The organism is Idiomarina loihiensis L2TR (assembly GCF_000008465.1).
GTDB classification, from domain to species: domain Bacteria; phylum Pseudomonadota; class Gammaproteobacteria; order Enterobacterales; family Alteromonadaceae; genus Idiomarina; species Idiomarina loihiensis.
In genome coordinates, this window is sequence record NC_006512.1 from 519,570 (window position 1) to 544,346 (window position 24,777).

Annotated in this window: 24 protein-coding genes; 14 read left to right on the forward strand and 10 right to left on the reverse strand. The window is 49.3% G+C overall.

Annotated features, from left to right (window positions below):
* Nucleotides 1-2: 2 nt before the first annotated feature.
* The 5 genes from IL_RS02510 to IL_RS02530 all read right to left on the reverse strand — a co-directional run bounded on the left by IL_RS02510 (nt 3) and on the right by IL_RS02530 (nt 4,482).
* On the reverse strand, nt 3-1,709 hold the full coding sequence (locus tag IL_RS02510) for a DUF342 domain-containing protein (RefSeq protein WP_011233755.1): 1,707 nt from the start codon (nt 1,707-1,709) through the stop codon (nt 3-5).
* A 78-nt stretch (nt 1,710-1,787) separates the two neighbouring features.
* Nucleotides 1,788-2,144: an Hpt domain-containing protein gene (locus IL_RS02515; protein WP_011233756.1), complete on the reverse strand. Its 357-nt coding sequence runs from the start codon at nt 2,142-2,144 to the stop codon at nt 1,788-1,790.
* A complete protein-coding gene (locus tag IL_RS02520; protein ID WP_011233757.1) occupies nt 2,134-3,156 on the reverse strand; it encodes a succinylglutamate desuccinylase/aspartoacylase family protein in 1,023 nt (340 codons plus the stop codon). The genes IL_RS02515 and IL_RS02520 overlap by 11 nt, the downstream gene beginning before the upstream one ends.
* Before the next feature lies 1 nt (nt 3,157).
* A complete protein-coding gene (gene rimK, locus IL_RS02525; RefSeq protein WP_011233758.1) occupies nt 3,158-4,063 on the reverse strand; it encodes a 30S ribosomal protein S6--L-glutamate ligase in 906 nt (301 codons plus the stop codon).
* Entirely contained in the window at nt 4,060-4,482 is a 423-nt protein-coding gene (locus IL_RS02530) for an ATP-dependent zinc protease family protein (RefSeq protein WP_011233759.1), read from the reverse strand. The genes rimK and IL_RS02530 overlap by 4 nt, the downstream gene beginning before the upstream one ends.
* Before the next feature lie 162 nt (nt 4,483-4,644).
* Here IL_RS02530 and IL_RS02535 point away from each other — a divergent pair, with 162 nt between their 5' ends.
* A complete protein-coding gene (locus tag IL_RS02535) occupies nt 4,645-5,676 on the forward strand; it encodes an IS110 family transposase (RefSeq protein WP_011233734.1) in 1,032 nt (343 codons plus the stop codon).
* Between the two features lie 357 nt (nt 5,677-6,033).
* Nucleotides 6,034-6,768 (forward strand): EAL domain-containing protein, encoded by a 735-nt coding sequence (locus IL_RS02540; RefSeq protein ID WP_011233760.1) that lies wholly within the window; start codon nt 6,034-6,036, stop codon nt 6,766-6,768.
* A gap of 48 nt (nt 6,769-6,816) precedes the next feature.
* Here the strand turns inward: IL_RS02540 and IL_RS02545 are convergent, their stop codons facing one another.
* Nucleotides 6,817-7,479 (reverse strand): DUF2982 domain-containing protein, encoded by a 663-nt coding sequence (locus IL_RS02545; RefSeq protein WP_011233761.1) that lies wholly within the window; start codon nt 7,477-7,479, stop codon nt 6,817-6,819.
* 34 nt (nt 7,480-7,513) lie between these two features.
* Nucleotides 7,514-8,188, reverse strand: a complete 675-nt coding sequence (gene mutH, locus IL_RS02550) for a DNA mismatch repair endonuclease MutH (protein ID WP_011233762.1) — start codon at nt 8,186-8,188, stop codon at nt 7,514-7,516.
* A 94-nt stretch (nt 8,189-8,282) separates the two neighbouring features.
* Between mutH and rppH the strand changes: the two genes are divergently transcribed.
* The 5 genes from rppH (at nt 8,283) to IL_RS02575 (ending at nt 13,759) form a co-directional block, all read left to right on the forward strand.
* A complete protein-coding gene (rppH, locus tag IL_RS02555; protein ID WP_011233763.1) occupies nt 8,283-8,795 on the forward strand; it encodes an RNA pyrophosphohydrolase in 513 nt (170 codons plus the stop codon).
* A 5-nt stretch (nt 8,796-8,800) separates the two neighbouring features.
* On the forward strand, nt 8,801-11,071 hold the full coding sequence (ptsP, locus tag IL_RS02560) for a phosphoenolpyruvate--protein phosphotransferase (protein WP_041291772.1): 2,271 nt from the start codon (nt 8,801-8,803) through the stop codon (nt 11,069-11,071).
* A 2-nt stretch (nt 11,072-11,073) separates the two neighbouring features.
* Nucleotides 11,074-11,865: a sulfite exporter TauE/SafE family protein gene (locus IL_RS02565; protein ID WP_011233765.1), complete on the forward strand. Its 792-nt coding sequence runs from the start codon at nt 11,074-11,076 to the stop codon at nt 11,863-11,865.
* A gap of 23 nt (nt 11,866-11,888) precedes the next feature.
* Nucleotides 11,889-12,689 carry a prolipoprotein diacylglyceryl transferase gene (gene lgt / locus IL_RS02570; RefSeq protein ID WP_011233766.1) on the forward strand — a complete coding sequence of 267 codons (801 nt, stop codon included), beginning with the start codon at nt 11,889-11,891 and terminating at the stop codon, nt 12,687-12,689.
* A 218-nt stretch (nt 12,690-12,907) separates the two neighbouring features.
* A complete protein-coding gene (locus tag IL_RS02575) occupies nt 12,908-13,759 on the forward strand; it encodes a thymidylate synthase (protein ID WP_011233767.1) in 852 nt (283 codons plus the stop codon).
* A gap of 122 nt (nt 13,760-13,881) precedes the next feature.
* On the opposite strand, the gene IL_RS02580 is transcribed toward IL_RS02575, so the two are convergent.
* The gene (locus IL_RS02580; RefSeq protein ID WP_331271826.1) at nt 13,882-14,481 is read right to left on the reverse strand and encodes an REP-associated tyrosine transposase; all 600 of its coding nucleotides are present in this window, start codon (nt 14,479-14,481) and stop codon (nt 13,882-13,884) included.
* 74 nt (nt 14,482-14,555) lie between these two features.
* Entirely contained in the window at nt 14,556-15,569 is a 1,014-nt protein-coding gene (locus IL_RS02585; RefSeq protein WP_011233769.1) for an IS110 family transposase, read from the reverse strand.
* 315 nt (nt 15,570-15,884) lie between these two features.
* Here IL_RS02585 and IL_RS02590 point away from each other — a divergent pair, with 315 nt between their 5' ends.
* The 3 genes from IL_RS02590 to tcdA are packed head-to-tail and all read left to right on the forward strand — an operon-like array spanning nt 15,885 to nt 18,176.
* Nucleotides 15,885-16,976, forward strand: coding sequence for a response regulator (locus tag IL_RS02590; protein ID WP_237699334.1), 1,092 nt, complete (start codon nt 15,885-15,887; stop codon nt 16,974-16,976).
* Nucleotides 16,973-17,392, forward strand: coding sequence for a PAS domain-containing protein (locus IL_RS02595; RefSeq protein WP_011233771.1), 420 nt, complete (start codon nt 16,973-16,975; stop codon nt 17,390-17,392). The genes IL_RS02590 and IL_RS02595 overlap by 4 nt, the downstream gene beginning before the upstream one ends.
* Nucleotides 17,385-18,176: a tRNA cyclic N6-threonylcarbamoyladenosine(37) synthase TcdA gene (gene tcdA / locus IL_RS02600; protein WP_011233772.1), complete on the forward strand. Its 792-nt coding sequence runs from the start codon at nt 17,385-17,387 to the stop codon at nt 18,174-18,176. Before IL_RS02595 ends, tcdA begins: the two co-directional genes overlap by 8 nt.
* 155 nt (nt 18,177-18,331) lie before the next feature.
* Here tcdA and IL_RS02605 read toward each other — a convergent pair whose 3' ends face one another.
* On the reverse strand, nt 18,332-18,703 hold the full coding sequence (locus tag IL_RS02605; RefSeq protein ID WP_011233773.1) for a SufE family protein: 372 nt from the start codon (nt 18,701-18,703) through the stop codon (nt 18,332-18,334).
* A gap of 124 nt (nt 18,704-18,827) precedes the next feature.
* Between IL_RS02605 and IL_RS02610 the strand changes: the two genes are divergently transcribed.
* The 4 genes from IL_RS02610 to IL_RS02625 all read left to right on the forward strand — a co-directional run bounded on the left by IL_RS02610 (nt 18,828) and on the right by IL_RS02625 (nt 24,751).
* The gene (locus IL_RS02610; RefSeq protein WP_011233774.1) at nt 18,828-19,577 is read left to right on the forward strand and encodes an electron transfer flavoprotein subunit beta/FixA family protein; all 750 of its coding nucleotides are present in this window, start codon (nt 18,828-18,830) and stop codon (nt 19,575-19,577) included.
* Entirely contained in the window at nt 19,574-20,503 is a 930-nt protein-coding gene (locus IL_RS02615; protein WP_011233775.1) for an electron transfer flavoprotein subunit alpha/FixB family protein, read from the forward strand. Before IL_RS02610 ends, IL_RS02615 begins: the two co-directional genes overlap by 4 nt.
* 181 nt (nt 20,504-20,684) lie before the next feature.
* Nucleotides 20,685-22,583: a DUF1302 domain-containing protein gene (locus IL_RS02620; RefSeq protein WP_231378621.1), complete on the forward strand. Its 1,899-nt coding sequence runs from the start codon at nt 20,685-20,687 to the stop codon at nt 22,581-22,583.
* 152 nt (nt 22,584-22,735) lie between these two features.
* A complete protein-coding gene (locus tag IL_RS02625) occupies nt 22,736-24,751 on the forward strand; it encodes a S9 family peptidase (RefSeq protein ID WP_011233777.1) in 2,016 nt (671 codons plus the stop codon).
* Nucleotides 24,752-24,777: the final 26 nt, after the last annotated feature.

Consider the following 24,777-nt stretch of genomic DNA (forward strand, 5'->3'; position numbering starts at 1 on the left):
GCTTAGAGTAAGCTGTCTACTCGTAGTTGTTTGTCCTGAAGTAAGAACATTGTACCATTTCGATGTTCTTTTATGCGCAGACTTTTCTCTTTAAAGATAAACAAAATACCCGGAAAGACTTCTTTGCTGACCATAGTGCGCAAAACTGGGTGGTTTTCGAAAGCCTCCAGTATTGAATCTATGCTGGTTCGGGTATTAATAATGCGGGTCTTAAGTTTGCGTAACTCAATTTTTAGTTTTTTCTGGTATTCCAGCTTTTTCACACCATCTTCCAGTTTGTCGCAACGATTTAACCCTTGCTGTACCACTTTTACCCTGGCCAGAGTTTTTGTCAGCAACGCTCGCATACTATTTAAATGCTCAAGCGACTGAGGGTCAGCAGGCGGCAGCGACCAGTAAATTCGGGTTTTTGTGCCGGCCGGCGCGCCCAACTGCCCACAATAGACATGAGCACAGGTTTCAATAGTGCCGCCAATGAGTTTGCCGCGGGCATTACGACCTTCACCACCAATGGCCAGAGGGCCTTTTGTTATAACATGGCAATGGGTTAGTTGTTTGTCTGTATTCACACCCGTTTGAGCTTCAAAGTAGGAATACTGGGCATAGGCACACCAGATGGAGCCGCCCGCAATAAGTTTGGTGGACACGTCCGGTATCCATTCATCGGCGTCTTCGTCGTTCTCAGCATTATCGCCTGAATGAATCAGATGACCGATACAACCTTTACGCACCGTGATATTGCCTTCGGCATGTAACTCAGCTGAATCGACATAACCACCTACCGTAATATCGCCTGAACAAGTGACTTTCATTCCTTCACTGACATTACCGGTGACAATTACGCTACCCTTAAATTTAACGTGGCCAGTTGATACATCGACGTTGTTTAGCTGCATAACATCATCAACCTGCACGCTGTTTTCGCTAAAGCTGGGCATGCCGGTCCGGTCTGCAACAATTAAATTGGCATCGGTATCGCTAACACGAGTGCCTTCACCGGGTTTAAAGTCGCGGTCCTCACCGTCGCGGGCTTCCAGTTCCTGGCCAAAAACAGTAAAGCCAGCGCGACCTTTGCTCGGAGGTATTTTCTGTAATAGCGGATGGTCAGGATCAACCGTGACTTCAGCACCTAAATCGCGCATGTCTGCCGTACCGTCTTCACGTAACTGAGGACGTAAAACGCGCTTGCGGGCATCGTCTGTCAGGGGTTTAAATTTGGCATTACTGCCATTGATAGGGTACTTGCCCTTTGCCACAGTAACTGACAACTCAGCACCCGGTGGAGCTTCATTAGTGTGTTCAACCAAGGCGTCAATAGCCTTGCGCTGAATGCCGGAGGTAATTTTCTTTTCCTTCAGCTTGGCAATGATAATTTCCTGCGTCAGGGCTTTGCCGCCATAACCGACAATACCGCTGGCGGTGACTTTCATATCGTCGTCGCTTACCTGCAAATTTAAATCGGCGTCAAAAATCTCAGCAATAGCGACTTGAAAGGGAATGCTGCTGTTAGAGTCTTTACTGTAATGCTGGGCGTACTTTGTTGCAGTTTGTAGCAGCATTTGAGGATCAAGTAATTTTGCAGCCGAAAACTTAGAAGCCTGCCAGGCTTGCTGGAGTTTATCTGCTTTGACCTCTGAGGGAGGAGTGCCGGCATCAATACTGATGTACACATCTCTTTCAGAAACCCGGAAACTGACCGGACTGGACATAGGGCGCCTGTACTCTAACTGTTGTTATAATTTTTATCGGGCTATTTTAACGAATGTTTACCCTTTTTTGTATTAAATTTAATCGTCCGGGACAACATCATTACAGTAGCTTGCTATTTTTTCATTCACTGCGGCTAATTCAGCGTTAACTTGTGTAACTGCTTCAATGCGCTGTTCGTAAGTCTTTAACTGCCAGTCTTTGAAAAGTTGTGCAGCCAAAAGGCTCAAGTCAGTCGCGCCAATAGTAGCACTTAAACTTTTTAACGTATGTAACTTTAAGCGGGCCGCTTCAACATCTTCTAATAAGTCCTCTGTATTCAGCAAAGGAGCAAACTGTTCCAGATAACAGTTCAGCACTTCCCGGTAGAGGCTGTGCTGATTGTCACAATGGCGCAGACCGCGGTTAAAATCAATCTGTGCTGAATTACTGCTCATAAGGTTTGTTCTCGTAAACCTCGGTAAAAGAATCAACGCTTTCGGTGGCGTCCGACATGGCGTCTTTATCAAACTGTGCAACATTGAATAAGGCTTCGCCTTCATTAGCTACCGGAATATTGCTGCAGCCTATAATAATGCCGCGTACCGGAGATTCAATCGCATCGCCTTCGCCACCATGCGGGTTAACGCTTAAGGCTAATACTTGTTGTTTCTGAATGGTTTGTCCTAGCTCAACTTTGGGAATAATAAGGCCGTCGCGTTCTGCCCGAACCCAGGTGGAACGACGGGCAATGACAGGTGTAATACGACGACCACGACGGCGGCCTTTCATCATTTTCAAATGCTTCATCACGTTTTCTACACCAATAACGCCGGCACTTATCGAGGCCTCATCAAAGCGCAGTCCTTCACCTGCCTCATATAAAATGAGAGGAATACCGAGCTCATTGGCTAAAGCCCGCAAGGAACCGTCGCGCTCTTTAGAGTGCAGAATAACCGGCGTGCTGAAAACCTTCGCCATGGCCAGTGCTTTTTCGTTTTCAACGTCTACCCGAATTTGCGGCAGGTTACTGCGGTGAATAGCTCCCGTGTGCAAGTCCACAATGTGGGTCGACTTTTTGACCAGCTCTTCACTGAACAAATACGCCATACGACTTCCCAGAGCACCGCGTTCCGAGCCGGGAAAGCAACGGTTTAAATCACGCCGGTCAGGCAAGTATCGAGACTGCTGAATAAACCCAAATAAGTTAACAATAGGCACCACGACTAAAGTGCCGCTGAGCGTGCGGGCGTCGGTGGTATTAATTAAGCGTCGGCAAACTTCAATGCCGTTCAGCTCATCACCATGAATAGCCGCGCAAATCAGCAATACCGGTCCGGGCTTTGTGCCATGAAACACATCTATGCGTAAGTCCAGCGGTGCGTCGTTATATAAACGCAACGCGGGCAGAGTTATATGCTGATGCGATCCCGGCTCTACCCATTGTCCAGCCAGTTCAAAACCGTTCATTTTATCCTTGCCCTTTGGTACGGGTTTTATGCGCTTTGGCGTTTTTCTCAAGGAAGGTAATAATTTGTGACGCAACGTCTTTCTCGGTTGCCTGTTCAATACCTTCAAGCCCGGGTGACGAGTTCACTTCCATAACTAATGGCCCGTGGTTAGAGCGTAAGATATCCACACCCGCTACGTTAAGCCCCATGGTTTTAGCGGCTTTAACCGCCGTTGCGCGCTCAGCCGGTGTTAGTTTAACTAACGACGCGCTGCCGCCACGGTGCAGGTTTGAACGAAATTCGCCGGCTTTTGCCTGGCGCTTCATTGCTGCAATAACTTTGTCGCCAATAACCAAACAGCGAATGTCCGCACCACCAGCTTCTTTAATGTATTCCTGCACCATAAAGTTGGAGTGCAGACCCATAAAGGCTTCAATAACACTTTCAGCGGCCTGACGGGTTTCGGCTAACACCACACCAATGCCCTGAGTACCTTCCAGCAATTTAATAACCAGCGGCGCGCCGCCAACCATGTCAATGAGGTCAGGAATGTCCTGTGGCTGACTGGCAAAACCAGTTGTCGGCAGGCCTATGCCTTTTCGCGACAGCAATTGCAGTGAGCGCAACTTGTCGCGGCTACGGGAAATGGCAACCGACTCATTTAACGGATAGCTGCCTATCATTTCAAACTGGCGCAAAACAGCGGTGCCATAAAACGTCACTGACGCTCCAATACGCGGAATAACACAGTCGTAGTGGGGCAGTTCCTTGCCGTGCTTATGGATGGATGATTCACGCGCATTAATGTTCATGTAACATCTTAGCGGGTTAAGCACGTCAACTTCGTGGCCACGCTCTTCAGCGGCTTCCACTAAGCGGCGAGTTGAATAAAGTGAGGCGTTACGCGATAAAATCGCAATTCTCATTGCTCTTCTCCTAATAAGTGAGAGGCTTGTGGATCTACGATAAAGTTTCCGCGCATGGCTTGTCGACCCAATAACATACGGAACTTCATGGTGTCTCTATTAGTTAATGTCAGTTCGACCGCCTGGTCAAACTTACCCAGTTGTAATCGGGTTCGGATCACATAACGGGTTTCAGTATGACCGCCGGAGTCGGTTACTTCACGTTTATCAAATACCGGGGCTTCGCACACTTGTTCGCGCAAAGAGCCTTGCTCCGGGTGCATAAAAATACGCAACCATTCCTGGCCGTCGCGTTCAAAAGGTTCAAGTTTGAACGCGTGTAAACACGAAGTTTTGGCGCCAGTATCGACTTTCATATGAATCAGATTAATATTGAGTTCAGGAAGTGCTCCCCACTCTTGCCAGCCAATTGTTGTCATTGTGCTACCTTGTTGTAAATCTTGAATGCTTAATACAGTATTTTTGGTAAAACGCAATTTTTATTTATGTAGCCTGATGAGATGGTCCCCTCCCTCCTAAGCGGCATCGCAATGTGCCAATATAGAGGTTCAAGCTTCTATAGAACAGAGTGGAGAGGACCAATGGCTATTGTAAACAGAATTGCCCTGGATTTGGCAAAGGATTTTATTCAGGTTTTGGCGCTGGATGAAAATGAGCAGGAAGTTTTTAATAAAAAACTGCGCAGCAATAAAGTGTTAGCGAAGCTGGCGACGCTGAGCCGTACGGATGACTGTGAAGTAGCGGTTGAGTCCTGCGGCATGAGTCATTACTGGCGCCGCGAATGTGAAAAGCTGGGTTATAAAACGGTGGCGTTGCCACCGCGTTTCGTCAAAGCGTACCTGCAGGGTGAGAAGAACGATGCGAATGACGCCCGGGCAATAGCCGAGGCGGCATCACGACCCAACCGTCAGACGGTCAGGCTGAAAAGCATTGAGCAGCAGGACTTAGCATTGATGGTCAATCAGCGGGAAGGCTTCGTGCAGACGAGAACGCAGTTCTCGAATAGGTTGCGGGGGCAACTGGCCGAATACGGCATTCTTTTACCGAAGCGAGTCGGTACGATATTACAGAGAGTACCGGAGGTACTGGAAGACGACAGCAATGCGCTGACGCTTCAGTCACGGGACCTCATCAACCGGCTCTATCAGATGCTGCGAGCGGTGGATGAAGAAGTTAAAGCGCTGGATAAGCACTTAGCGACACAGGCCGAAAGGAATGAAGACAGTCAGCGGCTGATGACCCTGCCGGGTATCGGACCGATAACAGCGACCTCGCTGCTGGCACTGATAGGTGATGTGAGTGAATTTAAACGCGGCCGCAACCTGTCGGAATACCTGGGACTGGTACCACGGCAAAACAGCAGTGGCGGTAAAGACCGTTTAGGCGGTATTACCAAAAAAGGGAACACCAAACTCAGGACACTGCTGGTGCATGGCGCCCGCTCGGCACTGCGGGTGGCACAACAGCGCCACGACAGGCTGAGCCTCTGGGCACAGGATGTCGCTAAACGCAGAGGCAACAACGTTGCAGCGGTGGCACTGGCTAACAAGCACGCCCGGATAATCTGGGCGATGTTAAAGAATAAAGAAGATTACCGGATGACTGCTGCTTAACAGCATTCAGTAAAAGAGCACAGCGAAGGTTCATTCCTTCCGGGAGTTGCAAACGTCAACAGGATGGTAAAATAGGGTAAACCGACGACAACTGAGACTGTTGAACGTCCGTACATAAAGTACGTTAGCCTGATAAGCCAGTTGTCGTGCGGAGTTCATCCAGGCCAGGTGCGCAAAGCGCGCACCATAAACAGGCCGTATATATGCGAGCGCCCCGACATTTACCACGAGTTGCCGTTGCAAAACGGGAGGGGACCATATATGACATTCATGTCAGGTGTGATAGCTTTTTACGTAAGCAACGAAAACTGCTACTTTTGATAAAATAAGTAATAAGACTCAACTTAAGGATAGCCTATGTCGGTTTGCCCATCTTGTGATTGTCGAAAACCTTTGGGGTTTGGCATTAAAATGGCCTTTCAGCCCATTGTTGATATTTCTGACAAAAGCGTATTCGCACACGAAGCCCTAGTGCGGGGAGAAAACGGCGAGGGCGCAGGCCGAATATTGGGGCAAGTGACAGAAGACAACAAGTATACCTTTGATCAAAGTTGCCGGGTTAAGGCAATAGAGACCGCGTCTCGTATCCAGCTACCGGGCAGTTTGAGTATTAATTTTATGCCTAACGCCATTTATGAACCGGAAACCTGTCTGGCAACCACCTTATCGACAGCCCGCAAAACCGGGTTCGACCGGAATAAAATTATTTTTGAGGTGACTGAACAGGAACAGGTTGTGAGTCAGGAGTTTCTGGTGGAAGTGTTTGAGGCTTATCGTAAAGAGGGGTTCAGAACCGCCATCGATGACTTTGGTGCCGGTTACGCCGGGTTGAATTTACTGGCTGACTTTCAGCCGGACATTCTGAAAATTGATATGAAGCTTATTCGTGACATTAACCAGAATAAGGTAAAGCAAACTCTGGTTCGTTCCATTCAGCAAATTTCAGAAGAGCTGGGGATTCAGCTTATCGCCGAAGGCATTGAAACCGAAGACGAGTATAAATACCTGCGCGACAGCGGCATTACCCTAATGCAAGGCTACTTCTTCCAAAAACCCATGCTGGAAGCCTTCCAGAACATTAATTTCCCGTAGCCTGACATTTATGTCAGGTGAGATATCGCTCCTGACGTGAACGTCAGGCTACGTACGCGATGCCTGTAACTTCTGCAAATGCGCTTTAAAATCGTAAATGTCGCGGTCCAGCGCATTGGAACTTACGTAAAGGTCGTAACCAAGTAATTCCCGCATTTGTTCCATGCGCTTACCAAACACACCAATTAGCCCCTTATAAACAGTGCCATTAGGGCTAATGTAACTGTCTGGAATATCAAAATAAGGCGTATAATCCTCGCGCTCCGGTGCCTGATGCCGCAAAGCCATAGTCAGCAACTGACGTTGTTCGAACAATAAGGCAGAAGCAAGCCGGGGCGAAATATCATCCAGCACTTCTTCAACCTGATACAACCGGAACCCCAGAAAGGGGGCGTCTTCAAGCTCCAGCACCCGGTTCACTCGGGGAACGTCGTAACGGATAATATTCTCCCAGCGAATCTGCCATTGTCCACGGCGGTGCAAATAACGAATGCCGTCTTCGGTGATCACCAGTGAAACCGGAGGCTCTATCACTTTACCAATGCCTAACAGCAAGAATATGCCGGACGTTGCGCCGAGCACCACAGTAACACCCACCGGAATATCGTCTCGCACCAGATGAAGGAAAACCAGTAGCGCAAACAACAATACCGCCAACCCACAAAAGGTTAATGCATTGCGCTTAGCCTGAGGACTGACATTAAATTGCATAGTTTCTCCTGTGTACAACCGATGATGCCTCGGATTACATAAACATCCGCTGCAATATCTGCCGGGTGAAATCCTTCTTAAGATAAAAGCCCCGTGGGCGCACTTCAATTATAGTACCTTCCGGGCCAATGGCCTCGGTCAGCGCCGAACCGTCTGCGGCTTTGGGGCGAATTTGCATGGCTTCCCCCTGACGTGCGGTAATACTCTCAACCTGGCCCAAAGCAATACGATCCATGTGTTCTTCCCAGTCGTTGCGCAGCAAGGCTTCCTCCTGTTCGCTAGGCACCCACAAAAACGCACTGCCAACTACCCGCTCGGCTAAAGGCACTTCGCGGCGGCCGTCAATGGGTAGCCACAACACCTGTTGTAATTTATTTCGTACGTTAGAAGTGGTCCATTGGACTCCCTGAATATTTACTAAAGGAGCGGTACAGACAAAAGTGGTTTCCAGCGGTTCACCGTCGGGCGTTACCGGTAGCGTTTTGAGTTCAACACCCAGCTCAGGGAAGTCCTGCGTGGGCTTGGAGCCCGCAGTGGCGCCCAGTTGCAGCTCCAGTAGTTGTCCCACCCAGCCTTTGTCGCGGCGTAAATCTTTGGGTACCTGCAACCCGGTTTCAGCAGCCAGGTCAGCAAATGTACGGCCAGCTAAAGCCGCCGCGCGCTGAAACAATTCATCAATGGACTGAGGGCGTTGTGGCTTGTCGGTCATGACTTAAATCTTCGTAAATAGTGAATCAGCATTTGCCCGCAACCGGGCTTTATGGAAGAATCCACTGTAACAGAGAATAATTGAGGATGCTCGCGTGATAGATGCAGAAGGGTTCCGGGCAAACGTAGGAATCGTCATCTGTAACGGGCATGGGCAGGTATTTTGGGCTCGTCGAATTAACCAGCAAAGCTGGCAATTTCCGCAAGGAGGAATTCACGAAGGCGAGACCCCTGAGCAGGCAATGTACCGCGAACTCTACGAAGAGGTCGGGTTAAAGCCGGAGCAGGTTGAAATTCTGTACACCAGCCGACAGTGGTTGCGTTATCGCTTGCCAAAGCGCTTAATTCGACGTGAACAGCGGCCCATGTGTGTTGGACAAAAGCAAAAGTGGTTTTTGTTACGGCTAAAATGTCGTGAAGAAGACGTAGATGTTTTACATTCAGGCCACCCTGAATTTGATGGCTGGCGCTGGGTCAGTTATTGGTACCCGGTGCGGCAGGTCGTATCCTTCAAGCGCGATGTATATCGTCGGGTGATGAAAGAGTTTGCCACGCAGGCGATGCCATTTCGAGCTTCGGGAGGGCGTCAGCACAGGCGCAAACGTTAAATATGATGTTGGTTACATTGCAAAGGATAGTCCAGGGCGTCAATAAAGCGCCTGATTTCAACATGGCATTAACTACCATGGTGAGTCAGGTGCGCGAAGCCTTAGAAACCGACAGTTGCAGTGTATTTTTGGCCGACAACGACCAGCGTCAGTTTGTTATGGCGGCCAGTGACGGCTTGCGTGCCGAAGACGGAAAACCCGTCCGGGTCGACTTTGGCGAAGGTATTATCAGTTTAGCGGCACAACGAGAAGAGCCGCTAAACATTGCCGATGCCAGTATGCATCCCGCCAACAAAAAACTCAGCGACACCAACGAGAATATTTATAAGGGCTTACTAGCCGCTCCTATTATCCACCGCCGCAAAGTGCTGGGTATAGTGGTGGTGCATCAAAGTGTGGCGCGCAGTTTTAGTCGTGAAGAAGAAGCTTTTATTGTTACTTTGGCAGCGCAGTTGGCGGCAGTTATAGCGCATGCCGATGCCAAAGGTTTGCTGGTTAGTGAACACTCCCCCTGGATACACAGCTTAAGGGGCTTGCCCGGTTCGCCCGGTGTGGCCGTGGGTGAGGCTTATGTGTCGCGACCAGAAGCGCGTATAGATGAAGTGACTCCACGACGTTCCGACAAACCCATTCACGAAATTCGCAAGTTCCGTCAGGCGGTTGCACGTACCCGAGCCGACTTAAAAGAACTGTCCAGGCGCATGGCGGGGCAGGTGCCGGATGATACGCTGGCAATTTTCGATGTGTACCAGGGCATGCTGGACGCGGCCAGTATGGGCGACGCCGTCGAAAACATGATTAAAGAAGGCTGGCGCGCGCAAACCGCATTAAAATACGTGGTCGAGCAGTTTGTTGCTCAGTTTGAGGCATTAGAAGACTCTTATCTGCAAGAACGCGCCACCGATGTGCGTGACATAGGTCAGCGGGTGCTGTTGCACTTACAAAACCGTCAGCGTAAACGCAAGCCCTTGCCGGACAACTTCATTTTGATAGCGGACGAAGTCACTGCTTCAATGTTGGCCGAGCTGCCGCGAGAGCAAATTGCCGGTATCATTTCATTAAATGGTTCGAGTAACTCGCATGCTGCTATTATGGCGCGCAGCATGAACATTCCGGCGGTGCTGGGTGTCGACGACATCGAGCTGCACTTCTTCTCCGACCGCTTGCTGGCAGTGGATGGCTACACTGGCGAAATTTATGTGGACCCGCCAGCGCAAGTATTAACTCAGTTTCATCAGTTAGCCGAAGAAGAACAAGAACTGCGTGACATTGTTACTGAGCATAGTCATTTGCCTGCAGAAACGCAGGATGGTCAGCGCATAAGCCTGCACCTGAACCTTGGGCTGGATGTTACTCACGACTACCTGAAAACGCTGAACATCGATGGCGTGGGTCTGTATCGCTCAGAAATACCTTTCATGATGCGCGACCAATTGCCCACAGAAGACGAACAAACGGAAATGTATCAGGAAGTGCTGGATCAGTTTCCTGATCAGCCAGTGGTTATGCGTACGCTCGATGTTGGCGGAGACAAGCCGCTACCCTATTTTCCGTTAAAAGAAGACAACCCATTTCTGGGGTGGCGCGGTATAAGGTTAACTCTGGACCATCCGGAAATTTTCCTGATTCAAATTCGCGCTATGTTGCGAGCCAGTATTGGCAAAAGCAATTTGCGTATTTTGCTGCCCATGATAACTAGCACCAGCGAAGTTGACGAAGCGTCACGGCTTATCAAACAAGCGTACTTTGAGGTAGCCGAAGAGCAGGGCTGTGAAGTGGGTGTTAACCTGTTTCAGCCGCAGCTGGGCGTGATGATAGAAGTGCCCGCCGCTATTTATCAGTTGCCGGCGATGGCCAGCAAAGTCGACTTTTTCTCGGTCGGCAGTAATGACCTGACACAGTATTTGCTGGCGGTGGACAGGAATAACCGCCGCGTTGCCAGCCTTTATGACGCCTACCACCCGGCAGTATTAGCCAGCCTGGATGAAATCGCCCGGCGCTGCGAAGAAATTGGTAAGCCCGTTAGTGTCTGTGGCGAGTTAGCCGGTGATCCGGGCGGTGCTTTACTGCTGGTGGCTATGGGTTATCGACAGCTCAGTATGAACAGTTATAACGTCGACCGGGTGCGCTGGATACTGCGTAATGTGCGTTCCAGCACGTTAAACGTGATGCTGGCTAAAGCTTTGCAGGCACGTAACCCCGATCAAATTCGCAAAATGATTGCCGAGAAGATGGAAAGCATCGGACTCGGTGGTTTTGTCAGAGCAGGGAAATAAGCATGTTACTCACCACCTGGATTTGGTGTATTGGCGGCGGAGCAGTGGCGGGTTTATTAGCCGGCTTGCTGGGTATTGGCGGTGGTCTGGTTATTGTGCCACTACTCATTTATTTACTGCCTATTATTGGCGTGCCGCCGGAGCTGGTTGTCCCCAGTGCTATCGCCACCAGTCTGGCAACCATTTGTATGACCACAGCCAGTGCATCACGTGCGCACGCCAAACATGGTTTGATGGAAAAATTCTGGCTAATTAGGGTATTGCCAGGGTTATCGGTTGGCGCAATGACGGGCGCTTTTCTGGTCACTGTTGTTGATCCGGACTGGTTAAAAATCATTTTCTCAATTGTGTTAATAGCCCTGGCTGCCCGCATGGTACTTCCGCAGAAAACTGGCGAACCATTAACTTCAGTTTCTAAACGGTTAGTGGCTCTGGGCAGTTATATTATCGGGACCATATCGGGCCTGGTTGGCATTGGCGGTGGTGCGCTGACCGTGCCATTTTTAAGCCGTATGCGCTTACCGGTGCGCCAGGCTATCGCTATTTCCTCGCTCGGCAGTTTTGTTATTGGTTGTAGCTCGGTCGTAATGTTCATTTTAAATGGCTGGTTGTCGGGTAGGGAAACCGGTGCTTTAGGTCTAATTAATGTGCCTGCCTGGTTAGGGATTTCCGTTGCATCGGTGCTATTCGCCCCACTGGGTGCTAAACTGGCGCACAAATTACCAGTTAAACAGTTACAGCGCGTTTTTGCGGCGTTTTTAATTCTGGTCGCCATACAACTTATTTTTAACTAACCATAAAGCAGGGAGTACAAGCAGTGCCGTCTAATGACTATTGGCAATTTCCCGCCATTGATCCTGTTCTTTTTCATATTTGGGGACCTTTGGACATTCGCTGGTATGGCCTTGCCTATATAGCGGCTTTTGCCTTCGCTTATTTTTGGGGCATGCGCCAGACCAAAACAGACCCTAACTGGAGCAAAGAAGAGTTCAGCGACCTGATGTTCTGGGGTTTTATTGGCGTTATTCTCGGTGGTCGCATCGGTTATACACTGTTTTATCACTTCGACTACTTTATCGATAACCCGTTGTACCTGTTCTATATTCACGAAGGTGGTATGTCGTTCCACGGCGGTTTGCTGGGTGTTATTGCCGCTATGTATCTGTATGCCCGCAAAAAACAGCGCTCGTTTTTGCAAGTAGGCGACTTTGTTGCTCCGTTAGTGCCTATGGGCTTATTTTTCGGACGCATTGGTAACTTTATTAACGGCGAGCTTTGGGGGCGTGCGGCAGAAGTGCCCTGGGCTATGTATTTTCCCAGTGGCGGGCCGGTGCCACGCCATCCGTCACAGCTATACGAAGCTTTGTTAGAAGGCCTGCTGTTGTTCGCCGTTATTCTGTGGTTCCAGCGCAAACCCCGAGGCGTTGGTGCGGTTAGCGGGTTGTTCCTGCTCGGCTATGGTGTTGCACGCTTTATTGTCGAATTCTTCCGCGAACCCGATGCTCACTTAGGTCTGCTGTCTTTAGGCATGTCCATGGGCCAATGGCTGACCCTGCCAATGATTATTCTGGGTATTATTCTCATGGTACGTGCAAAGAAGCAATTGCCTACAGGCTGATGGATACGGGATGTAGCCTGACATTCATGTCAGGTGAGATATTGGCCCTGACATGAATGTCAGGCTACGAAGAGGGCATGCGGGATACCGTTCCTGACGTCAACGTCAGACTACTGCAGATGGGCTTTCACAGATAAGATCTCACCTGATGCAATAGCATCAGGCTACAGCATCAGGTACGATGTAAAACATTACGCAAAATACAATTTATATAAAAAATGAAACAATATTTACAACTGTGCCAACGCATTGTCGACGAAGGGGTCTGGGTTAAAAATGAACGTACAGGCATTAACTGCCTGACGGTTATAAACGCCGACTTAGAGTATGATGTTGCGAACAATCAATTTCCTTTAATTACTACTCGGAAAAGCTATTACAAGTCGGCTATTGCTGAGCTTCTAGGATACTTGCGAGGCTACAATAGTGCCGCTCAATTCCGCGATATTGGCTGCAAAACCTGGGACGCCAATGCCAACGAAAACCAGGCCTGGCTGAATAATCCGAATCGCAAAGGCGAAGACGACATGGGCCGTGTATACGGTGTGCAGGGGCGCTCATGGCAAAAGCCGGATGGCAGCCACTTAGACCAGCTGAAAAAGGTCATTAATAACCTGTCGAAAGGCATTGATGACCGTGGGGAAATTGTTACTTTCTATAACCCTGGCGAATTTGAACTGGGTTGTTTGCGTCCGTGCATGCATACCCACAACTTTTCGCTGTTAGGCGACACGCTTTACCTAACCTCTTACCAACGCAGCTGTGACGTGCCCCTGGGACTCAACTTTAACCAAATTCAGTGCTTTGCTCTTTTAGCTTTGGTGGCACAAATTACTGGTCACAAGCCGGGCAAGGCCTACCACAAGATAGTGAACGCTCACATTTATGAGAACCAGTTGGAACTCATGCGTGATGTACAGCTGAAGCGAGAGCCTTTTCCATCGCCACAGCTGCATATTAACCCAGAGATAAAGTCTTTAGAAGACATTGAAACCTGGGTCAGCAAAGACGATTTCATCGTCAGCGGCTACCAGTGTCACGACCCCATTAAATACCCATTCGCAGTGTAGCCTGACGTTTACGTCAGGAGCGATGTCGAATACACGGCATCGCTTAATTATTTAAGCGGTATTTTTACCGAGGATACCTCACCTGACATAAATGTCAGGCTACATCACCAGCGTAGGTTGTGTCATGGGTCATATGCGGCCAAGTTACTGTCTACCCAAGATTCGTTAATGTAAGCCCAATCGGGCGGGTATCGATTGTTACGCAGGTAACGATTCAAAGTTGAATAGGGCCATTCGGTAGCGTTTGAAACGTAACGGTGTTTTACCGGGTTGTAGCAACAGTAAAGTAAATACATGTATAGCTCTTTCTCATTACGAATTGTGTGCTCCCAATACCCTTTCTGCCATAGGCTGCTTAACTGGCGCTTTTGTCTACTTTTATTCTTATAGTGCTTACTATAATTTTTGGCGGAGAACTCAGGTAAAGCTTTAGAAGTTAAGGCCTTAATTTTAGACCATCGGACTGGAGCATTCGTGTCCATTATTCGCAATACGCAATGCAGGTGATCAGGCATGACAACCCAGGCCTCTATTTCAAAAGGGTGAGTACGCATGGTTTCTCTCACGGCATTGCGTAACGCCGCCAGAACATCAGGCCGCGTCAGTATTTTTTGCCTTTTGTGGGTGCAGAGAGTAAAGAAATACCATCCACCTTCGTAGTATCTGCGTACATTAGTCATGCAGGTAATTAATAGCCATAACCCGGAAACGGTCAATTTCATTGTGTTGTAGGAAAACGGCGTATTGGTTGATGTGGCTTGACATTGATGTAGATACCATCTTGTACCAATCGACTTCAAACACTCAATGATGTTTGAGGTCGATATTCTTCCTGGTGCTTGATAACGCCGAAGCAGATTTGTACCAGTTTCCTCATGGCGGCACCAAGCGCCTGCATTTTCGTCTTACCCTGAGCTAACAACCTTTGTTTCTGATAAGCGATGTCCGGGTTACAACGGCTGGCAACTACGGCCGGCAGGTACAGTAAAGCTCGTATGGCCGAAGGCCCGATTTTGCTTAACCGGGTCATCCCTTTATGTGAGCCGGACTCCTGTAGCCTGGGTATCAACCCCAGATAGGCCGCCGCCTCTTTGGCGCTGCTGAAGCGTTTTACGCTGAACAAGCTGGTCAGCTCTCGGGAAACCGTCGGTCCCACACCATCAATACTCTCAAGCAACTCACGGTTTTTCTTTAACTGCGGGTGCCCGTCAATATGGTCATCAATTTCTTTTAGCAGTGCTTTAATTTCCTCATTGAGAACGGCGATCATGTCTTCAATCGATTTCACCACCCGTGGTGAAGTGTCGGTATTCGCGCAGGCTTCCAGCCGATTCCTCTCGCGCAAAACGTCCTTTTGCAAAGCATTCAGGCGTCTGAGTAACAGTTTCAGGTGCCGGGCTTCCGGCGATTCAGGCTCCCACCAGGTAATGTCACCTTTATGGGCTTTATCTTCCGTAAAACGAGCCAGCAGGAGGCTGTCGGATTTGTCCGTTTTATGGGTAACGCCAAGCGACTCGAAGTATTTCTTTGCCCGTCCCGGGTTAGCAATAAAGAGCTTAAATCCCTGCTCGTGCAGCGTATAAATCAAAGCTTCGTGATAAATCCCGGTCGCTTCAATCCCTATCGCGATGTTCTGTGCTTTATGCTGAGTCTGCTGTTTTAACCAGCTCTCAAGCTGAGAGAACGCCTGACGGTCGTTCTTAAAGACCTTCGTTTTCTTCTTCCTCTGTCCGTTTTTACCCAGCTTGTCGGAATAAAAACCAACGTCTAATTTCTTTTTACTTACATCAATGCCAACGTATGCTGTCATCTCTCTTTTTACTCCGCTTGTTCATACGGCCTCACCATTTATAATGGGGACCTGGATACCATTCAGTGTCTAAGAGAAATGGGGCTGGGGTCTGAATCTACGGCGCAGCATTAAATGCTTGCCTGACGTACTGACTCACCAGCCCCTATTGTGACATTCGGTAGCTAATCAAATGCCACTGACAGATACAAGCCTGACGTTTACGTCAGGAGCGATGTTGAACACATGACATCGCCTAATTATTTAGGCGGTATTTTAACTGTGGGTATATCTCACCTGACATAAATGTCAGGCTACGTCGGCGGGTATATCCACATGCAATGGCATCAGGTTGTGGCCTGCGCTAGAATAAAAGCATTCAACAATGGCCGGGAGCCTGAATCTATGACGTTAAAAGTCACCCTGTGCGATGATTCCAAAATGGCGCGTAAGCAGCTACTACGCACGCTGCCAGATGACTGGGATGCAGAGGTTCACCAGGCGGAGCACGGCGAGCAGGCGCTGACGTGCTTGCGCGAAGGTCGCGCCGAAGTACTGTTTCTGGACTTAAACATGCCGGTAAAAGACGGCTACGAAACTCTGCAGGCTATAAAAGAAGAGCAACTAGAGACTCTGGTTATTGTCGTGTCCGGTGACATTCAGCCCGAGGCTCAAAAGCGTGTGCAGGCGCTGGGGGCTATGGCTTTTGTGAAAAAGCCCATGAAGCCAGAAGACATACAAACTCTGTTGCAGCAATTTGGTTTGTACCAACCGGCCGCGGGTCAGCTTAAACTGGCCGATGAAACACCACAGGCTCCGGCGAATCCGCTGGATGTTTACCGGGAAGTATCGAACGTTGCCATGGGGCAAGCAGGTGATCACTTAGCCCGGGTGCTGGATACCTTTATTGAACTGCCTGTACCTAATGTCAATTTTATCGCCCCTTCCGAGCTGCACATGGCCATAGAGTCTATCGACACCAACAAGCAGGTGGCCGCGGTAAGTCAGGGGTTTTCCGGCAGCGGTATTCTGGGTGAAGCACTAACACTGTTTAACGACGCCTCTATCGACGATATTGGCAAGTTGCTGGGCGCTAAGCTTGGTGAAAGCGGCTCAATTAAGCAGCAACGCATAGAGTCATTAATGGATGTCGCCTCCATTTTGTCCTCGGCGTGTTTAAACGGCTTAGGCCAGCAACTGCATGTGGAATTTGCGGCGTCGCAGCCGGTGCTGTTAGGCGAACATCAGTCAATGCGGGAATTAATTAAACATGGCGAACATCGCTGGCAGAAAATTCTGGCAATAGAAATAGGTTATCAGTTACCGGAGCACAAACTGGCTTTCGACTTACTGCTGTTATTTCCGGCCGACGCGGTTAAAATTCTTGACCAGCAGCTGGCTCATTGGCTTCAGGGAGACGACGAATGATAGACGATATGGACGAACTGCACAGTAAACTGAGCATTCTGGGCGCCATTGATGTCGGTATTGTGGTTATTGATAACGACAACAACATTCAGATGTGGAACGAGTTTATGCAGAACCACAGTGGCCTGCGGCCTAGTGAAGTACGCGATAAAAACTTATTTCGCTGCTGTCCGGGTATCGAAGAGGCTTGGTTTCAGCGTAAAATTGACCGGGTGCGGCAGTTAAATTCGCGGGTGTTTATTACCTGGCAACAGCGTCCTTACGTCTTTCGTTTTCGCCACAGCCGCCCAATAAGCGGGCAGAGTGAATGGATGTACCAGAATGTCACCTTAATTCCGCTGAAGAACCCGCGTGGTGAAGTGCACCAGGTGGGCATTATTATTTACGATGTGAGTGAACAACCCAGCCATGAGTGAAGAAGTACCGGATCAACGTTTTGGCGGCGTAAGCCGTGTATACGGACAAGCGTCGTTAACGCAGTTTCAGCAGTTACATATTGTGGTCGCCGGGCTTGGCGGCGTTGGCTCATGGGCGGTGGAAGCTCTGGCGCGTACAGGTATTGGTAAGCTAACGCTAATCGACCTGGACGATGTGTGTGTCACTAACATTAACCGACAGCTACCGGCTACCGATGACACCATAGGCCAGCTTAAGAGCGAAGTACTGGCGCAGCGGGTGAAAAGCATTAACCCTAACTGCGAAGTGCGGGTAATTGACGACTATTTGCTGCCGGAAAACTTTGAAGAGTACTTAACCGGCGCCGATGCCGTGCTCGATGCCATAGACAGCGTTAATACTAAGTCTGCTTTGGTGGCTTGGTGCAAGCGTCGCAAGTTACGCATAGTGGTGTGCGGCGGAGCAGGTGGGCAGATAGACCCTGGTATGATCCGCGTCGGTGACCTTGCCAAAGCCAAACAAGACCCGTTGTTGGCTAAGGTACGCTCACAACTGCGCCGCGACTACGGCTTTTCCAAGAACCCCAAACGTAAATGGGGCGTTGACTGTGTCTATTCCGAAGAGCAGCTGCGCTATCCAATAATTTCCGGTGAGCAAGAAGGCGAAGTCACGCTGCAGAAGCCCGGTTCGGGCTCCATGCGCATGGACTGCAGCTCCGGCTTTGGCGCCGCCATGGTGGTCACTTGCAGCTTCGCCATGCAGGCCACGGCTATCCTACTGAAGCGGTTATCACACCTGACATAAATGTCAGGCTACGCAGGGCTTGTAGCCTGACGTTTACGTCAGGGACGATGTTGAACACAACGTCGTCATCTAATTATTTGGGCAGTATTTTAAGTGGCTATATCTCACCTGACATAAATGTCAGGCTACAGGGTGCACGTAGCCTGATGTTTACATCAGGTGCGGTGTTGAACAACCCGCAGCTTCAAGGTTTTGGCTACCTGGTACAGGCCGTTGCTGCGCGAGGGGCTGAGCGCGTTGTCCAGGCCTTCGGCGCGGTAAAAGGCGTCAATATCAAAGGCCGCTATTTCCGCTACAGGGCATCCGTCCAGCCGTTGTTGCAAAAGCGCCAGTAAGCCGCGCACAATGCGTGACTCCGAATCAAAACGAATCACTACTGCCTCCACATCAGAGGTATCCAGCCACAGCCACACCTTCGCCTCGCAGCCACCCACCAGATGATCGTCATCACGACATTCCGCCGGGTATTCTGGTAGACTTTTAGCTTGTTGAACTAAGTGACGAAAAAGCTGTTCCCAGCTGGCCATGTAAACTCTCCCTTACGGCAATAGAGTTTTATTCTCCCATAACTTGTGAGATCGACGCCAGTCTAGGATAATGGCAACATAATAAATACCAACATTCAGAACATTCCAGAAAAAGGAAGACAACATGAAGATACTTGTCGCGGTTAAGCGCGTCATTGACTACAACGTCAAGGTGCGTGTTAAACCAGATCAGTCCGATGTCGATTTGGCAAACGTCAAAATGGCACTTAACCCATTCTGTGAAATTGCGGTAGAAGAAGCCGTACGCTTGAAAGAAGCGGGCACTGCAGACGAAGTGGTTGTTGTTTCTATTGGCCCTAAAGCCGTGCAGGAACAGCTTCGTACCGCCTTAGCACTAGGTGCAGACCGTGCTATTCAGGTTGAAACCGACGACATGCCTGACTCTTTATCTGCCGCCAAAATCTTAAAAGGCGTAGTAGAGAAAGAAGGCCCCGACATGGTTATTCTGGGCAAACAGTCTATCGACTCAGACAACAACCAGACCGGCCAGATGCTGGGTGCTTTAACCGGTATGCCACAGGGCACTTTCGCGTCTAAAGTGGAAGTGGGCGACGGTTTTGTTAATGTCACTCGTGAAATTGACGGCGGACTGCAAACCGTTAAGCTGACTCTGCCAGCGGTTGTCACCACCGACCTGCGCCTGAACGAGCCGCGTTATGCGTCGTTGCCAAACATTATGAAAGCCAAGCGTAAGCCGCTGGAAACCACAACTCCGGACGAACTGGGTGTGGAAGTTAAGCGCACTATTAAGCTACTGAAAGTTGAAACGCCTGCGGAACGTAGTGCCGGCGTGAAAGTAGCTGACGTAGATGAGCTGGTCGACAAACTGAAAAACGAGGCGAAAGTATTATGAGCATCTTAGTGGTAGCAGAACACGACAATAACGCGGTTGATCCATCAACCCTGAAAACGTTAGCCGCTGCACAGAAAATCGGTGGCGACATCGAGGTACTGGTTGCCGGCAAAGGGTGCTCAACCGTTGCTGAAAACGTAGCAAAAGCAGACGGCGTGAAGAAGGTCTTCCTGGCAGACAATGAAGCTTACGAGCATCAGTTGGCGGAAAACATCAGCGAACTGGTAGCCGACTTAGGTAAAAACTACAGTCACATTCTGGCTCCGGCCACAACTACCGGCAAAAACTTCATGCCGCGCGTTGCTGCATTATTAGACGTAGCGCAGGTGTCTGACATTATCTCGGTAGAAAGCGACGACACCTTTAAGCGTCCTATCTATGCGGGTAACGCTATTGCCACTGTGCAGTCAGAAGACAAAATCAAAGTCATTACCGTTCGTGCAACAGCGTTCGACGCAGTCGCAGAAGAAGGTGGTAGCGGCGACGTCGAAAACATCGATTCTGTTTTTAACAACGACAAATCTGAGTTCGTTGAAGAACAACTGGCCGAATCTGAACGCCCTGACCTGACCTCAGCAGAAATTGTTATTTCTGGTGGTCGCGGTATGCAAAACGGCGAAAACTTCCATCTGCTCGAAGACGTTGCTGACAAACTGGGCGCTGCCGTAGGTGCATCACGCGCTGCAGTAGACGCCGGTTTCGTACCTAACGACATGCAGGTTGGTCAAACCGGTAAAATTGTTGCACCGCAGCTTTATATTGCGGTAGGCATTAGTGGTGCTATCCAGCACTTAGCCGGTATGAAGGACTCTAAAGTCATTGTTGCCATCAACAAAGACGAAGAAGCACCTATCTTTCAGGTTGCAGACTACGGGTTAGTTGCCGACTTATTCGACGTACTACCGGAATTAAACAGCAAAATCTAACGCCTATAGAGCTGTTAAAATCGCTACTGACGTGCAGTTTTAGCCGTCAGTAGCGACATTTCCCCGCACTTTTTCTAACAACTTGTTATATTTTCGTGTTCATATACTTGCATATTTTTAACTCATCGGACATGATTCAGACATAACCGCCAAACAAGTTAAAAAGATTAGGTGGCTCACAATGAAAAGAAGAACAACTATGCTAAAAAAACTTCCTCTGGCTACGGCCATTGCACTGAGCTTTGCAGCATCAGGCCAGGCAGCTGACTTTGAAGTCGGCGATTATGAAATTAAATTCGATTCTATTCTGTCTTACGGCGCAGCGTGGCGTATGGAAGATCAGGCTAACCATCTGATTCATCCGGGTAACATGGCTGGCGGAACGGCAGGTTCTAGTGTCGGCGACGACGGTAACCTTAACTTCGATAAAGGTGACTTAGTCTCATCGGTATTCAAAGGCGTACACGATTTAAGCATTGATGGCGGCAGTCATGGTGCCTTTATTCGTTTCAACTATTGGTACGATCATGTGGTTTCAGAAGAAAATATGCCGCATGGTCACGCGGGTAACAATTATTATCCTGATACCAAATTAAATGACGATATCTTTGACGATTACTCACAAGGTAAAGGTATCGAGTTATTGGATGCCTTTGTTTACGCTAATTTCGACTTAGGCAGTATGCCAGCCAGCGTACGTTTGGGTCGTCAGGTATTAAGCTGGGGTGAAAGTACCTTTATTTTTAACGGCATTAACGACATTAACCCGTTAGACGTTAACGCGGCACGTCGCCCTGGTGCAGAAATTAAAGAAGCTTTGCTACCCGTAGGAATGTTCAGCACCAGCATTGGTTTAACCAACTCACTCAACTTAGAAGCGTTTTACCAGTACGAGTGGGATAACACCAAGCTGGACGGCTGTGGTACGTACTTCTCGAGTGTTGATATTATTGGTGGTTCAGGCTGTGGCAAAGTTACGCTTAACCCGCAATTAGTTCAGGGCGACCCTGACAGTTACCTAAGTGACTTTGAATCGGTACAGGCAGGTGCTTATATCGGCAGTAATCCAACCCTGGAAGCTTCTGACAGTGGTCAGTGGGGTGCAAACCTGCGTTATTATTCGTTAGATCTTGGCGCTGAATTTGGCGTTTATTATCTTAACCTGCATAACAACACGCCTATTATTTCGGCTTATAACTGGATAGAAGATCCTCGAGCTAGTCAGCAAGGCGTATCGCCTCTGGATCTTGGTTTCACCTGGTCTTCTCCTAATGGCTACCCTATTGATGGCCCCCGGTTAGTACTCGAGTACCCTGAGGACACCGAAGTTTATGGCTTTAGCTTTAGTACTAACTTAGGCTTGTGGTCGGTTTCAGGTGAGTACAGCTACAGAGATGGCGTGCCTGTGCAAATTAACACCACCGAAATTTTAACGACAGGTCTGCGTCCAAATGTGCCAAGTACTTTTTCAAACCGTTTTAATAACACCGCGTTTGGCGGTGACGGTTTAGCTCATGGTTATGACCGCTTAGATGTTAGCCAAACCCAGTTAAGCTTTGTGCGTTTCGTTGACCGTCTGTGGGGTTCTGATCGCATGACTTTCGTGGGCGAAGTGGCGATGAATAACGTTCACGACATGCCTGGGCTACAGGAACAACGTTATGGTCGTCTTCCATTGTATGGCAAGTGTTTAACTCAAGCAGATATGAGCCCGCTAATTGGAGCAGCGGAACAAGCTGGCCTTAGTGGTGTTGCTCAACAATTCCAAAGCCAGGTTGGAAACTGCGAAGGTTTTGCAACATCAACGGCTTGGGGTTACCGCACCCGTTTCCAGTTTGAATACTCAAACGTTTGGCAGGGCTGGGGTTTAAACCCAACTATTCAGTTTAACCATGACGTAAACGGCTACTCAACTAACAGTAACTTTATTGAAGGTCGTAAGTCATTAGGTTTGAATTTGGTAGCCGACTACCTGTCAACCTACAAGGTTAGCTTAGGTTACACCATGTATTCTGATGAAGAACTCGATCCGCTTTCTGACCGCGATTATGCGTCAGTTAGCTTCTCATACGCGTTCTAATACATTGATTCACACCGTGAATCACGATAAAACCGTCTCTACTGAGGCGGTTTTTTTATTATGTAGCCTGACATTTATGTCAGGAACAATATCTCACCTGACATAAATGTCAGGCTACATCACGGCAGGTTACATTTTCCGGGAGAACAACAATGAAAAAATGGATAATAACAGCGGCGGCGCTGATGCTTTCAGGCACAGCCGCAGCCCAGGAAAAACTCCAGTTAGAAGACATCTTCACGCTGGAATACGCATCATCACCGACTATTCACCCCAGCGGCGAATGGACAGTATTTGTTCGTCAGTCTATGGACATAAACAACGATCGCAAAGTGGGGCGTTTATGGGCCAGCCTGCCAGACGGTGATATTCGCCCGTTAACCGGCAGTCAGGGCAGTGAAAGCCAGCCGGTCTGGTCACCCAGTGGCGACCGCCTGGCGTACGTATCAACCGAAACCGGCTCTCCGCAAGTGCATATTTACTGGGTCGATTCCGGTGACAGCGCGGCAGTTACTCAGCTAACACAAGCGCCATCTGGCTTAAGCTGGTCACCCGATGGCAGCCAAATTGCGTTTTCCATGTTTACACCGAAATCACAGCCGGCTCCGGTCAGCTTACCGGGCAAACCCGAAGGTGCCGACTGGACTGCTGCGCCTAAGTATATCGATAAAGGCAACTACCGTTATGACGGCGGTGGTTATGCCAAAGACGGACACCAGCAAATCTATGTTATTCCGGCGACCGGTGGCTCTCCGCGTCAGCTAACAGACGAAGAATTCAATCACGGTGGACAACTCTCGTGGTCGCCGGACAGTAAGCATATTTTCTTTTCAGCTAACCGCCGTGATGACGCATTCCGTCAGCCAGTTAACAGCGAAATTTATCGCCTAACGCTAAGCACCAAAGAAATTACTGCAATCACCGAGCGTGACGGCCCCGATGGTTCGCCAAAAGTCTCTCCAAACGGTGAAAAAATTGCTTTTACCGGTTATGACGACACCAAAATGAGCTTTCAGGCCTCTAATTTGTATGTAATGGACTTAGACGGTTCCGACGTCGAACTGCTGACAGGAGACTTAGACCACAGTGTTACCGGGTTTGAATGGGACCGCGACAGCGAAGGTGTTTACTTTACCTACGACAACAATGGGGTCGGACAGCTGGCGCGCACCGACTTAGACGGAGATCATACCCAACTGACCAACAGAGTCGGCGGTCTGTCTTATGCCCGGCCATATGGCGGAGGTGACTTCAGCGTAGCCAAAGGTGACCGCATAGCGTTCACCATCTCCAACCCAATGCGTCCAGCGGAGCTGGCACTGTGGGACGACGGCGACGTACAGCAGCTCACCCGGTTAAACGAGGACGCGCTGGCGCACAAGCAGTTAGCTAAAGTAGAAGAAATTAACTATAAATCGAGTGTTGACGGCATCGACCTGCAGGGCTGGATAGCCTATCCGCCGGGTTTCGATAAAGACAAAGATTATCCGCTAATGCTGGAAATTCACGGTGGTCCGCACACTAACTATGGTCCTCGCTTCGCGGCTGAAATTCAGTTGTTTGCTGCGGCCGGCTACGTGGTGCTTTATACCAACCCGCGGGGCAGTACCAGTTATGGTTCGGACTTTGCCAATGAAATTCACCACAACTACCCCAGCCACGACTACAACGACTTAATGGACGGCGTAGACGCAGTTATTAACAAAGGTTTTATCGATAAAGACGAGCTTTACGTTACCGGTGGTAGTGGCGGCGGCGTGCTAACCGCCTGGATAGTCGGACATACCGACCGCTTTAAAGCTGCGGTTGTGGCTAAGCCGGTTATTAACTGGTACAGCTTTGTGCTTACCGCCGATATGTACAACTTTTTCTATCAGTACTGGTTCCCGGGTCTGCCGTGGGAGAATATGGAACATTACATGAAGTATTCGCCTATCAGCTATGTCGGCAATGTGACTACGCCAACCATGCTGCTGACTGGTGAAAACGACTATCGTACGCCTATGTCAGAAACCGAGCAGTACTATCAGGCACTGAAATTGAAAGGTGTGGACACCGCTATGGTTCGCATTCAGGACTCAGGCCACGGTATTTACGCGCGGCCCAGTAACCTGATGAACAAAGTAGCTTATATTCTGCATTGGTTTGAAAAATACCGGGACGAATAACTCAGGTAGACTAAGTCACGGTAGAA

Coding starts and splice junctions, on each gene's coding strand:
- IL_RS02590 (WP_237699334.1), top strand. CDS start 15,885: ATGCAATGGCATCAGGTTGTGGCCTGCGCTAGAATAAAAGCATTCAAC.
- IL_RS02540 (WP_011233760.1), top strand. CDS start 6,034: ATGTCGGTTTGCCCATCTTGTGATTGTCGAAAACCTTTGGGGTTTGGC.
- IL_RS02575 (WP_011233767.1), top strand. CDS start 12,908: ATGAAACAATATTTACAACTGTGCCAACGCATTGTCGACGAAGGGGTC.
- IL_RS02620 (WP_231378621.1), top strand. CDS start 20,685: ATGAAAAGAAGAACAACTATGCTAAAAAAACTTCCTCTGGCTACGGCC.
- IL_RS02625 (WP_011233777.1), top strand. CDS start 22,736: ATGAAAAAATGGATAATAACAGCGGCGGCGCTGATGCTTTCAGGCACA.
- mutH (WP_011233762.1), bottom strand. CDS start 8,188: ATGACCGACAAGCCACAACGCCCTCAGTCCATTGATGAATTGTTTCAG.
- IL_RS02510 (WP_011233755.1), bottom strand. CDS start 1,709: ATGTCCAGTCCGGTCAGTTTCCGGGTTTCTGAAAGAGATGTGTACATC.
- IL_RS02515 (WP_011233756.1), bottom strand. CDS start 2,144: ATGAGCAGTAATTCAGCACAGATTGATTTTAACCGCGGTCTGCGCCAT.
- IL_RS02595 (WP_011233771.1), top strand. CDS start 16,973: ATGATAGACGATATGGACGAACTGCACAGTAAACTGAGCATTCTGGGC.
- IL_RS02580 (WP_331271826.1), bottom strand. CDS start 14,481: ATGAAATTGACCGTTTCCGGGTTATGGCTATTAATTACCTGCATGACT.
- IL_RS02535 (WP_011233734.1), top strand. CDS start 4,645: ATGGCTATTGTAAACAGAATTGCCCTGGATTTGGCAAAGGATTTTATT.
- IL_RS02615 (WP_011233775.1), top strand. CDS start 19,574: ATGAGCATCTTAGTGGTAGCAGAACACGACAATAACGCGGTTGATCCA.
- ptsP (WP_041291772.1), top strand. CDS start 8,801: ATGTTGGTTACATTGCAAAGGATAGTCCAGGGCGTCAATAAAGCGCCT.
- IL_RS02520 (WP_011233757.1), bottom strand. CDS start 3,156: ATGAACGGTTTTGAACTGGCTGGACAATGGGTAGAGCCGGGATCGCAT.
- rimK (WP_011233758.1), bottom strand. CDS start 4,063: ATGAGAATTGCGATTTTATCGCGTAACGCCTCACTTTATTCAACTCGC.
- IL_RS02605 (WP_011233773.1), bottom strand. CDS start 18,703: ATGGCCAGCTGGGAACAGCTTTTTCGTCACTTAGTTCAACAAGCTAAA.
- IL_RS02545 (WP_011233761.1), bottom strand. CDS start 7,479: ATGCAATTTAATGTCAGTCCTCAGGCTAAGCGCAATGCATTAACCTTT.
- IL_RS02585 (WP_011233769.1), bottom strand. CDS start 15,569: ATGACAGCATACGTTGGCATTGATGTAAGTAAAAAGAAATTAGACGTT.
- IL_RS02530 (WP_011233759.1), bottom strand. CDS start 4,482: ATGACAACAATTGGCTGGCAAGAGTGGGGAGCACTTCCTGAACTCAAT.
- tcdA (WP_011233772.1), top strand. CDS start 17,385: ATGAGTGAAGAAGTACCGGATCAACGTTTTGGCGGCGTAAGCCGTGTA.
- IL_RS02565 (WP_011233765.1), top strand. CDS start 11,074: ATGTTACTCACCACCTGGATTTGGTGTATTGGCGGCGGAGCAGTGGCG.
- IL_RS02610 (WP_011233774.1), top strand. CDS start 18,828: ATGAAGATACTTGTCGCGGTTAAGCGCGTCATTGACTACAACGTCAAG.